Origin of the sequence: Psychroflexus longus (assembly GCF_020164595.1) — a bacterium.
GTDB classification, from domain to species: domain Bacteria; phylum Bacteroidota; class Bacteroidia; order Flavobacteriales; family Flavobacteriaceae; genus Psychroflexus; species Psychroflexus longus.
This window is the reverse complement of sequence record NZ_JAIQZE010000008.1, coordinates 90,282-101,696: the sequence shown is the minus strand read 5'-3', so window position 1 is coordinate 101,696 and position 11,415 is coordinate 90,282. Positions and strand designations below refer to the sequence as shown.

Genomic DNA, 11,415 nt, shown 5'->3' with positions numbered 1-11,415 from the left:
ATGGAAGAAGATAATATTGCAGTAGGCTTAGACATAGGAACAACAAAGATTGTTGCCATGATTGGTCGCAAAAATGAATATGGAAAAGTAGAGATTTTAGGCATCGGAAGAACCAAAAGTCTGGGTGTACATCGGGGTGTCGTCAATAACATTACGCAAACTATACAATCTATACAACAAGCCATACAGCAAGCAGAAGCAAATTCCGGGATAGATGTCAAAGGAGTCACCGTAGGAATTGCAGGGCAACACATTAGAAGTTTACAGCATAGCGATTACATCACTAGAAATGATGTTGAAGAGGTAATAGAAGATGATGATATCGACAATTTATGTAACCAGGTTCACAAGTTGGTTATGTTGCCAGGAGAAGAAATTATTCATGTGTTGCCACAAGAATATAAAGTAGATGGTCAGTCTGAAATCATGGAACCCAGGGGTATGTCTGGTGGACGCCTAGAAGCTAACTTTCATGTGGTCGTAGGACAGATTTCCTCCATTAGAAACATTGGGAGATGCGTAAAGAACTCTGGATTGGAGTTGAATGGAATGACACTAGAACCATTGGCATCAGCAAATTCAGTATTGAGCCAGGAAGAAAAAGAAGCAGGTGTAGCCCTTATTGATATAGGTGGAGGAACGACAGATTTAGCCATTTTTAAAGATGGAATTATAAGACACACTGCTGTAATTCCGTTAGGTGGTAACGTAATCACAGAGGATATCAAAGAAGGATGTTCTATTATCGAAAAGCAAGCTGAATTACTGAAAGTAAAATTTGGATCAGCTTGGCCCGGAGAAAATAAGGAAAATGAAATTGTTTCTATTCCAGGACTAAGAGGAAGAGATCCTAAAGAAATATCACTTAAGAATTTATCTAAAGTGATTCACTACAGGGCAGTAGAAATTATAGATCAGGTTTATTTAGAAATTAAAAACTACGGTCATGACGAACAAAAGAAAAAGTTAATTGCCGGAATCGTTATTACTGGTGGAGGTGCTCAATTAAAGCATTTAAAACAGCTAGTAGAATATGTTACTGGTATGGATACCAGAATTGGTTATCCAAACGAGTATCTCGCCGGGGAAACCGACAAAGAAATTGCAAGTCCACTTTACGCTACAGCAGTAGGTTTAGTGATGGACGGCTTGGAACGGAAAGCTTTCGATAAAGCAGAACGAATAGAACAGGAAGAACTGGAAAACCCTGATAATGTCGAACAGCCCGCTGAAACTGCAATGGAACATAATGTAAATGGAGTTACAGAAGAGTCTCCAGATACAGAGCAGAACAAGGGAATTCCAGAGCAGCCCAATCAACCAGCTCGACCAAGCAGAAATGTGGTCGAAAAATGGTTTGATAAATTAAAAGATTTTTTAGATAACGCAGAGTAGGAAGTATACCAACCAAAATTAAGAATTATGAGTCAGCAAGAATTTGAAAATATTTCATTTGATCTCCCAAAAAACCAATCCAACGTGATCAAAGTTATTGGAGTTGGTGGTGGAGGTTCCAATGCCATCAATCACATGTTTAGTCAAGGGATTAAGGGCGTTGACTTTGTGATATGTAATACAGACGCACAAGCACTTGAGAACAGTCCGGTGCCCACCAAAATACAACTTGGCGTAGATCTTACAGAAGGACTTGGAGCAGGTGCCAATCCAGATATTGGTAAGCAAGCGGCAGAAGAAAGTAGAGAAGACCTTAAAGGCTTATTGAGCACTAACACCAAAATGGTATTCATCACCGCAGGAATGGGTGGTGGTACAGGAACAGGTGCTGCACCAGTTATAGCAAGACTTGCAAAGGAAATGGATATACTTACGGTTGGTATCGTTACCATTCCATTTCAATTTGAAGGACGCACAAGAAATGAACAGGCTCAGTTGGGAGTTGAAGAGCTTCGAAACAATGTGGATTCACTCATAGTTATCAATAACAACAAATTGAGAGAAGTGTATGGAAATCTTGGCTTCAAATCCGGGTTTTCAAAGGCTGATGAAGTTTTAGCCACTGCCTCCCGAGGTATTGCAGAAGTTATTACTCATCACTACACTCAAAACATTGACTTACGTGATGCTAAAACTGTTTTAAGTAACAGCGGAACTGCTATCATGGGATCTGCAGTGGCTTCAGGAACCAATAGATCTCAAATCGCAATAGAAAAAGCATTAGATTCTCCTCTATTGAATGATAATAAAATTAAAGGAGCTCAAAATGTATTACTACTTATCGTTTCAGGAACCGATGAAATCACATTAGATGAAATTGGAGAAATTAACGATCATATTCAGGCAGAAGCTGGTAACAGCGCTAACATCATCATGGGTGTTGGTGATGATGAAAGCTTAGAGGATTCAATTTCAGTAACAGTCATAGCTACGGGGTTTAATACTGAGCAACAAGACGAAATCGTAAATACAGAGACCAAAAAGATTATTCACACACTTGAAGATGATCAGCGTATCGAACAAAATCTATCGACTGGCAGATTCAAAAAACAGTCTTCTATAGATGTTCCACAGTCCAGAAGACAAACCCCGGAAACAAATGAGCAGTCTAAAGTTGTACATAATTTAGATTCTGAAGATGAGCCGAAAGACGTGTCAAACGAAACGACGGATCAACCAAATGTTAATCATCTAGATGTGGATTTCGAGATCGTCAATGCTCATGAAGATGATTTTGAAATCATTGAAGACAGTCCTGTAAAAGACGAAGACAATTCCTCTGGCATGCTAAGTTTTGATTTTTCTGAAAATGAGGACGACGATGAACAATCGCCATCTTCCAGATCTGTAAAGAACATCGAAGTTAACGAGCCTGAGGAAGTAAATTCATTTAAAGGCCTTTCACCTTCTGAAGTTAAAAAATACGACTTATCTGAGTTTATGGATGAAGATGAGCCGATGCAAACTTCATCATCTCGCAAGCCACAGTCAAAACCTAAGGAAGAAGAGCCGGAAGAAGTCAAATTTACAAGACGAACCGTTGAGCCTTCCAGAACTGAAAACAGTAATAACGATGAAATAGATCCTATGAACACTCCTTTGTCTGAGCTTGCTTCCCGAGCAGCGGAACGAAAGGCTAAGATGAAGCAGTTCAATTATAAATTCAGAAATACCAACAATATTGATGAGATTGAAAAGCAACCTGCTTACAAGCGTGCTGGTATTGATATAAATAATAACCGCTCTGAAGGAAATTCTCTGTCGAGAACCAGTGTAGAAGGAGATAAGGATAATTTGAATTTCAGGTCTAACAATTCATTTTTACATGATAATGTAGACTAGAGATAAGAATTTTTCAAAGTAAAAAGGCCAGCAATTTTGCTGGCCTTTTTACTTTGATCATATCCTAATTAGCGTTTTAAGAAGGAGTCAAAAAATTATAATTGTGAGAATTCTCAACTTCGGAACTGCTCATCAACTTCAGGTGTTGATTTATAAGAGTTCTCTTTTCTTCCTGTCGAATTCTTCCTGACTGATGATTCCTTTCATTTTTAAGTTGTAAAGCTTTTCAATCTCTTCGCTTGCACTGGTTTTGTAGTAATTATTACGAGTTGAATACTCCTTATTATATTTTTGATCGAAGTTTCTTTTATCCATAACCAGAAAAACAATTAAGTCAATAAAAGCTACAATAAACGGTATGAATGTCCAGCTAAACAGAAGGTATAAAAATCCTAAGCCAACCTGGATTAAATAAAATCGGTGAATTCCTATGTCTCCTAAGAAAAATGCTAAAAGTGCCGCGGCAGCTTAGTTTTTCATATGGGTGGATTGTGATTATGCATTACTTTAAAACTATCTTAAGTTTGAATATAAAATTTGAATATTATTTCGACCGCTCAATAAAAGCATTCACCCGTTGTTCTAAAATAGGTAAGGTAACAACTCCTTGTTCTAGGATAATTTCGTGGAAATCCCTTATGTCAAATTTTTTACCTAGAGTTTCTTCCGCTTTTTTTCTCAATTCCCTGATTTTGATTTCTCCGATTTTATAGGAAACGGCCTGTCCTGGCCAGGAAATGTAGCGATCGACTTCAGTATTTATGTTATGCAAAGAAAGGGCTGTGTTTTTGGTAAAGTAGTCGACAGCTTGTTCCCGTGTCCATCCCATAGCATGAATACCCGTGTCAATCACAAGTCGGCAGGCACGCCACTGCTCGTAGGTTAATTTTCCAAATTTCTCGTAAGGTGTAGTATAAATGCCCATCTCATCCGCTAAAAACTCAGAATACAAACCCCAGCCTTCTCCGTAAGCAGACAGATAAGTATTTTTTCTGAATTTGGGGATGCTATCTCCAAGCTCGGCATTTAGCGCATTTTGTAGGTGATGTCCAGGAACAGCTTCGTGAGCGGTTAAGGAGGGCAGTATATAAAGTGGCCGATTAGGTAAATTGTAAGTATTCACCCAATAATAACCAGGCTGAGTATCGTCTGAAGCGCCGATGTAACGACCCGTGGTGTATTTGGGAGCAATGGCATCGGGAACTTTGGCAACGCCGTAGGGCCGCCTAGGAAGCGTTTTGAAATACGCAGGAAGTTTGGCATCGATGCGTTTGGCAATATCACGCGCCTCTTTCAACAGTTCTTCCCCAGTTTTGGCGTAAAATTGCTCGTCAGTTCTTAAAAACTGAATGAATTCCTCCAAGTTGCCGTCAAATTTAACTTCATCGACGATGGCTTTCATCTCTGTATTGATCCGGTTAACCTCTTCCAAGCCGATGTTGTGAATTTCTTCCGCAGTGAGATTTAAAGTTGTGTAGTAATTAAGTCGGTTCTGGTAATAGGCTTTACCTTGCGGTCCTTTTGAAACCCCTAAAGTAGTTTTGGTGTTGGGTAAATATTCAGTTTCAAAAAAGGTTTTTACACGTTTAAATTGCGGAATAACATTGGTCTTAATAGCTGTTTTAGCAGCTTTGATAACGGAGTCTTTCTGTGTTTGAGATAGAGTAGAAGGCAAGTTTTCAAAAGGCTCGTAGAAAAAACTTTCTTCTGGAGTTTCAACAATCTGAGAATTGTATGTAGATTCATAGCCTTCAAAAATTACTCGAGGTTGGGTGATGCCTTCTTTTAAACCTTCGCGAAGTAAGACAAAATGCTGATCAACATAAGCAGGAATCGCATTCAACTTATTGAGGTAAGACTTGACTTGATCGTAAGTGTTGAGGTCTCTTACCTGGTAAGAAAGACTTAAGTGAAAACCAGAATCTGAAAGTAAGGGGTTGAGATAGGATTTAAATTCGTACCTGTCAACAGATTCCTGTAGCTTAAACTTTAGAAGTTCTAAAGAAATGTAATCGGTTTCCTTAAGTTGATCTGCATCAATTTTAGCTAATTTTTTTAATAAATCTTCAGAGAACTCAGCTTCCTGTTTGTAGTAGTCTTCTGTGTAAAGGCCAAGTGGATAAGCTTCCCGATCATAGCCTTTATAATCTTGATAGGTTTGTATAATAGAGTCTAAGCTTTGACTCGGTGTTTGACTCCAAAGTGAGTTGCAAACTATAAAAATGATAATTACACTTAGATTTGATTTCATAACATGAATATTTCGATTACAAAATAGGATAAAATAAACAGGAACAAATTTTATATCAAATTGGTTTTTTAGTTTTTGTTCTTGAGTTTTAAAATCTGATAGATAAATACCCCTAAATAAAAAGCTGCTAAAACAAACCAGATATAGCCAAACCAATTATCCTGACCATTGAAGCCTACCTTGAAAAAGCCTGCCGACAGCCAGATGATACCGAATACCAAATTCAAATATACATAGCGCTTTGCCTTTTTCATTGGTTAAACATAACAATAATTTATATTTTGATACTGATATTTCAGCTTATATAAAAGTTATGGTAGTATATACAAATCTAAGTTCAACTTATAAGACCTTACAGGTTTTTAAAACCCGTGAGGTCTAAGTTTTTAATCCGGGTTTTCTACCTATCAATTTTAGTTCAACTTAAACCCTTCAGTTGAAACTTTTCATAAGACTAGAACATCAAGTTAAATTCGCGCTTTAAGAAATGTATCGAAGAGTATCAATCTAACTTGAGCAAAGTCATTTTAACTGATTTTGATAAGAAAATAGTCACTTCAAATCTAGAATTATTCCACAGCTTCAACCTTATATCCCGCTCTCCTCAACAAATTGATCACTCCATTTTGACCAGCTAAATGTGCGGCGCCAAAGGCAAAAAATGTCGGGGTTTCCTTGGCTTTTTCTTCGATGACTGGGATCCATTTTTTATTACGATTATCCAGGAAATCTTCGGCGTATAAGTTCATGCTAGATTCCTGTTCTGTCATAAATTTCATGAGTCCGTCCAGGTCTTTTGCTTCGTATTTTTTGAGCATTTCTTCGTATATACGGCTATTTTCCTCTGTGGATTTGCTTGCCATCTCCAGGAGTTCATCAACTTGTTCCTCGTAAGGAATTTTATCAATCATATTGACTTGGTCCATTAAGGTCTCAAGGCCGATGATGGATTTTTCTTCTGCTTTCGCTTGTTCCATAAAATACATATCATAACCTTGTGGAGTTGAGCAGCTCATAAAACTTGTTACAGCCATTGCGCTTAGAAAGAATGGCTTTATGCTTTGCATCATGCCAAAATTCATCCCCTGTACTTTCCCTTCAAAGAATGCTTCGAGTTGCTTCAATTCTTCATCGTTGGCAAAATCGGATAGTTTTTTGCCGTCTTTCATGTACATGTTTTGCATCATGACTGTCATCATGGTGGGATCTGCCATATCGATTTCCAAAGCGAGTTGCTCGGTGGAGTCGAAAGCTTGTTGCATGTCGTCGGTGATATTTACATCACAGGCCAGGTGAATGGTGCCGTAGAGGTAAGAGTCGGCTGACAAACCATTACCGCTCACTTTCCAGAGCAAGGCATTTTCTGTGGATTGTGAGTGTGCTGATATTGGTAATGCACAGATTAAAAATAGAAGAAATAAGGATTTAAGATTCATAAGGATTGATTTTTAGTTTTTAATTTAATTGAGTTTTAAATTTTCTGAAAAGGTTTTTTTCCACCGGATATTTATGTTTTTCAGGCATTGAGTTAAGTCTGGCATCGATTCTTCATCAATTACTTTGGGGTTAATCTTTAGATTTCCTTTTTCAGATTTAAGCAAATAACCATTACGGGTGCCTTTTATTTCAATAATATCCTCGATAAGTATCTTGTTATTCCAACTGTAAAGTTTGTTCTTTTTGATGATGCCATTCTCAATAATAAGGTAATGGTGTTTTTTATCATAAAGGTAGTGGAAAGTCATACTTAGACCAGCTACCAAATATAAATAGCCGGATACGATTGGACTTGCATCGAAAATGAAATATGCCGAACCTAAACACGTCATTAGAATACCGATATTTAGGTTGTAACGTAATCGTTTTTTCTTGAATTTGATTTTCATGACTATAAATTCTGAGCTATTGATTCATTATCAAGTTTGCTGAAGAGGTTTTTTCTGAAGGTAAATCCAGTTGTCCTAAAAAATGGATCAGTTTTTTTAGCGATTCTTCATCAATTAAGTTGGGGTCAAATCTTAAGTTAATGTCTTCGGCTTTGAGACGATAATCAAGGCCAATTTTTTCAATTTCTGTGATCGCATTGATCTGAATTTTAGTGTTTGAGCTATAAATATTATTTTTCTGAATTACTCCATTTTCAATAGTGAGGTATTGATTCTTCTTCTTATAAAAATATCGCAACACAAAATTGGATATAGGAATGAAATGTAGAAATACAATTAATGGCTCAAATCCTTTTACAAGCAAATAAACTATGGTAAGTCCAACTCATAAAATCGCATATAGTAGGTTGTTTAAAATGTGTCTTTTTTTGTATTTGATGGTCATGATAAGTTATACTGAGTTTTGCACTATTTTTTTACTCCTTTAAATATATTCAAACTTCCGTACACCAGGAGACCAATGCCAATGGCAGTCGAAACTCCTAATAGCGAGCTATACTCGCTGGATCCGATTAAGAGATGAGTCAAGTATGCAGAAATAGCAATAATAATTCCCAGTATTCTGACTTTATTTAATTTCATAATTAATAATAGTTGAGTTAAATTTAAAATAAATTAAATTGCTTTTACGAAAAAGTAGATTAAAATTGGTAACCCACACGCAAATGGAGATTCAGGGCAGCTTCACCCTCGTTTTCTGCAAAGCCAGAGTTTTTGGCGAAAAAATAGCGGTACCCAAAACCAATACCAGTTTCATAGGTAAAATGCTTGCCGATATTTCGTTTGATCCCCCAGGTGGGAATGAATGAAATATCACTCACAACACGAATATTATTTTCATTGGCAATGACAAACCAGTCAGGATGGAAACTTGTTTTCAAAGACAGGAAGTTGCCACTGTTGCCCTTTATGGTTTTAGATTTGGACAATCTTTTCTTTAAATTATAATACCAGCGTGGTTCGGCAGTGAGAACTGGTATGAGTAAAAATAAGGTCTTTCTGTAAAACGTGCCTCCAGAAATAGAACTATCAAAGCCAATTTCACCTCGGAGTACAAATTGGTCTGAAAGTCGCTTTTCATTATGGAGCCATACGCCTAGAAATCCAGTTTGTAGGCCTCCAGTCGACTCTTCAACACTGGCGTCTTGAGCTTTAGCAGTAAAACTGACTAGGTAAAGGGTAAGCATGAAGATAAGTTTGCTCATGATTGTTTTGTTTCAATTTCTTCTGTTTATGACGAAAGAGTCTAACTCGTTAAACCCTGTCGATTAATGTTTAGCTCTTGTTTACAGGCGTCAATTTGAACTTTGTTCTTTTGTTTCCATTCATACCTAAAGGAGAAAAGTTGGTTTCTGTGTCCATTTCTCCGTCATATAAAATCCAATAGCCTTTATCAATATCAAATTCCGCAGTTGCTTTGTGAGAGATCTTCATAAATGTTTCTTTATTGGCGGATTCTTTTGAAAACATGGACATGACTTTACTATCAAATTCTCCGGAAACGAACTCTTGCAAATCGTATTTTAGGACAGCAATTTTATTCCCATTCAGGATTTTTATTTCACTAAGTTTTACTGTATTTTTCATGTAAATCGAGTCAGCTTTGAAATTTTGGTCCATCGAAATCATGTTTACATCCAAACTCCATTCGTCTCCGACCTTAACTGGGGAGGTTGGCAATTCAAATAAAATTGAAATGATATTGTTTTGTTCCGTTTTATAGTACCGGCTTAACAATTCTCCTTCTGGGCTAACTTTACCTCTTAATGCTACATTACCGTTCATTTTTGCAATTCCTGAGAAAATCGATCTTGTAGAGTCAGTTTTATTTTCTTTTAGCATCATAGCGATGTCAACATTTCCATTTTTATCTGGAAACAGTTTTGTTTCATAGTTCAGGTCGAAAAATTGCGTTTGCATGGCCTGCAATAAGTCATCTATATTGTTTGTGACGGAATCGCTTTCAGTTTGTGATTTATTGTTTGCATAAATGGTATCCCTCATAGCAGTATGGTATGTTAACGTATCTGTTATTTTCCATTTTAAATATACAGATTCTTCTAAACTGGTGGTTTGCGCATAAGTAAAAAGACTTACTAGGTAAAGGGTGAGGATAAGGATAAGTTTGATCATGATAGCGAAAAAGATTTTTAGTTTAGTTAGTAGGATGTTACTGTTTATTTATGTTTCGATATAAATTTCATGACATAGAATTCTTCTAAGTTAATTTGGTGACTCAACAAAACGTGCATTTCTATAGGCTTCATTATAAGCCTCTTTTGTTCCTTCCCAATCCAATACTGCGTTAATTGTAATAAGGAAGAATACGCCTAAAAAGAAGAAGGCAACGTCTCTGGATTTGATTTTCATACTTTCAATTTTTCAAAAATTTGTCTTTTTCATTTTACTTAAATTCAATTCCAAACTTTAAACCGGATTATATAATTAGACGCCAAGTGTTTCCGAAATTAAGGTTTTGTAATCTTGAACATCTTTTGAATATTTCTTCTGAATTCTTAACCCTAACACAATTCCAACCGCTAAAATCAGAGCTGCAACGCCGTAGGTTAAGCTACCTTCAATTTTACCTGAAATGACTGCAATAAAAAGCGCTGTAACCAGAATAATATCTGTAGCGATCACTAATACCCATAGAAAATGCTGGTTGAATGAAATTTCCACCTGAGCCTTGTCTGGAGCTTCAGCCTTTGATAATTTTCCTTTCACAATGATACTATTGAGAAAAAACAGATACCAGGGGTATAAAATCCTCCTTCGCATTTTGAAGGTGATCGGATTCTTGTTCTGGTTCATGTTGAACACTAAACCTGAAACAGGTCTGAATGCTGTTTCTATTTTTTGACTTACCTCTTTGGGGTGGTCATCAATCTTAAAATTCCAGGTTTTCATAAGGTTGGTTTAAGTATGAGTTTCAGTCAGGGATATGAAATTTTAAGTGAAAATAGGAATTTATTTTAATTGACGCTGAAAACTGAGTTTAATTCAAAATCTCTTTAAGCTTATCATTTAGCTTTTCTCCGCGTAAATTCCGTCCAACGATGATTCCGTTATTGTCAATCAGGAAATTATCAGGAATACCATTTACTCCATAAATCATGGATGCCATATTGTTTCCTTTCAATTCACTTACATGAAGCCAGGGTAAATGGTCTTCTTCAATAGCTTCTAACCATTTCTTTTTTTGGATATCTTCAGACACCGCAAAAATTTCAAATCCTTTGTCTTTGAATTCGTTATAGGTTTTCACTAGATTTGGGTTTTCCTGTCTGCAAGGTCCACAATTTGAAGCCCAAAATTCCAACAACACCAATTCTCCTTCAACTTCCGATAAACGTCTCATTTCGCCATTTGTATTTGGTATTTCTAAGTCAATGTACTGGTCTCCGATTTCCAGGCTTTGATTCAGCTTTATATATTTTGAAATCCTTTTTCCGTAGTCAGAGTTTTTGTTTTTATCTGAAAAGTTGTCAAAAAGCTCTTTCGATTTCTTTTTGCCCCAGGTTGATGAATAGACAGATAGAAGGTAAGCCGCATGAAGACTATTGGGATGATTGTTTACAAACTCCAGGTCTTTTTGCAAACGTTCACTTCTGGGTAGTGAATCGGCGAGTTTGTTTAATTGCTGACTTAAATCTTCCTCTTTTGAACCGGTCACCATTGCTTTCTTCAAGTCTGAATCTGTAGCTTTAAAAGTCATTGGACTATCTTCCAACCACAAGAAGCGATAGTGAGAAAAGTCCTTTGTTTTTAAAAGAGCTAATAGTGGAGCTTCTGATAAATCGGTTGTGAAAGTGAATGTATTGTTCTCAATCTTGGTGGAGTCGATAAGATTCTTCTCCACCTCTAATTAAAGCATCGTCCCGTTTTCCATTTTGTGAGTGGTCCCAATCAATGAAAATT

At 36.6% G+C, this 11,415-nt stretch carries 13 protein-coding genes and 1 pseudogene; 2 read left to right on the top strand and 12 right to left on the bottom strand.

Going from position 1 to position 11,415, the window contains the following annotated elements; all coding sequences use genetic code 11:
* Both ftsA and ftsZ read left to right on the top strand, forming a co-directional pair.
* Positions 1-1,395 carry a cell division protein FtsA gene (ftsA, locus tag LB452_RS08760; RefSeq protein ID WP_224461359.1) on the top strand — a complete coding sequence of 465 codons (1,395 nt, stop codon included), beginning with the start codon at positions 1-3 and terminating at the stop codon, positions 1,393-1,395.
* A 27-nt stretch (positions 1,396-1,422) separates the two neighbouring features.
* The gene (gene ftsZ, locus LB452_RS08755; protein ID WP_224461358.1) at positions 1,423-3,297 is read left to right on the top strand and encodes a cell division protein FtsZ; all 1,875 of its coding nucleotides are present in this window, start codon (positions 1,423-1,425) and stop codon (positions 3,295-3,297) included.
* A 150-nt stretch (positions 3,298-3,447) separates the two neighbouring features.
* On the opposite strand, the gene LB452_RS08750 is transcribed toward ftsZ, so the two are convergent.
* The 12 genes and pseudogenes from LB452_RS08750 to LB452_RS08695 form a co-directional block, all read right to left on the bottom strand.
* Positions 3,448-3,612, bottom strand: coding sequence for an SHOCT domain-containing protein (locus tag LB452_RS08750; protein ID WP_224461357.1), 165 nt, complete (start codon positions 3,610-3,612; stop codon positions 3,448-3,450).
* A gap of 24 nt (positions 3,613-3,636) precedes the next feature.
* Positions 3,637-3,750, bottom strand: a pseudogene (locus LB452_RS13695) (NINE protein); the annotation flags it as partial.
* A gap of 91 nt (positions 3,751-3,841) precedes the next feature.
* Complete coding sequence (locus tag LB452_RS08740; protein WP_224461356.1) at positions 3,842-5,548, bottom strand: DUF885 domain-containing protein; 1,707 nt, start codon at positions 5,546-5,548, stop codon at positions 3,842-3,844.
* Positions 5,549-5,616: 68 nt separating this feature from the next.
* The gene (locus LB452_RS08735) at positions 5,617-5,802 is read right to left on the bottom strand and encodes a hypothetical protein (RefSeq protein WP_224461355.1); all 186 of its coding nucleotides are present in this window, start codon (positions 5,800-5,802) and stop codon (positions 5,617-5,619) included.
* Positions 5,803-6,117: 315 nt separating this feature from the next.
* Complete coding sequence (locus LB452_RS08730) at positions 6,118-6,984, bottom strand: TraB/GumN family protein (RefSeq protein WP_224461354.1); 867 nt, start codon at positions 6,982-6,984, stop codon at positions 6,118-6,120.
* 24 nt (positions 6,985-7,008) lie between these two features.
* A complete protein-coding gene (locus LB452_RS08725) occupies positions 7,009-7,434 on the bottom strand; it encodes a hypothetical protein (RefSeq protein WP_224461353.1) in 426 nt (141 codons plus the stop codon).
* A gap of 16 nt (positions 7,435-7,450) precedes the next feature.
* Entirely contained in the window at positions 7,451-7,735 is a 285-nt protein-coding gene (locus tag LB452_RS08720) for a hypothetical protein (protein WP_224461352.1), read from the bottom strand.
* Between the two features lie 400 nt (positions 7,736-8,135).
* Entirely contained in the window at positions 8,136-8,699 is a 564-nt protein-coding gene (locus LB452_RS08715) for a hypothetical protein (protein ID WP_224461351.1), read from the bottom strand.
* A 70-nt stretch (positions 8,700-8,769) separates the two neighbouring features.
* The gene (locus LB452_RS08710; protein ID WP_224461350.1) at positions 8,770-9,627 is read right to left on the bottom strand and encodes a hypothetical protein; all 858 of its coding nucleotides are present in this window, start codon (positions 9,625-9,627) and stop codon (positions 8,770-8,772) included.
* A gap of 90 nt (positions 9,628-9,717) precedes the next feature.
* Positions 9,718-9,864 carry a hypothetical protein gene (locus tag LB452_RS08705; protein WP_224461349.1) on the bottom strand — a complete coding sequence of 49 codons (147 nt, stop codon included), beginning with the start codon at positions 9,862-9,864 and terminating at the stop codon, positions 9,718-9,720.
* A 75-nt stretch (positions 9,865-9,939) separates the two neighbouring features.
* Positions 9,940-10,404 (bottom strand): DUF423 domain-containing protein, encoded by a 465-nt coding sequence (locus LB452_RS08700; protein WP_224461348.1) that lies wholly within the window; start codon positions 10,402-10,404, stop codon positions 9,940-9,942.
* Positions 10,405-10,492: 88 nt separating this feature from the next.
* Positions 10,493-11,356: a redoxin domain-containing protein gene (locus LB452_RS08695; protein ID WP_224461347.1), complete on the bottom strand. Its 864-nt coding sequence runs from the start codon at positions 11,354-11,356 to the stop codon at positions 10,493-10,495.
* Between the last annotated feature and the right edge of the window lie 59 nt (positions 11,357-11,415).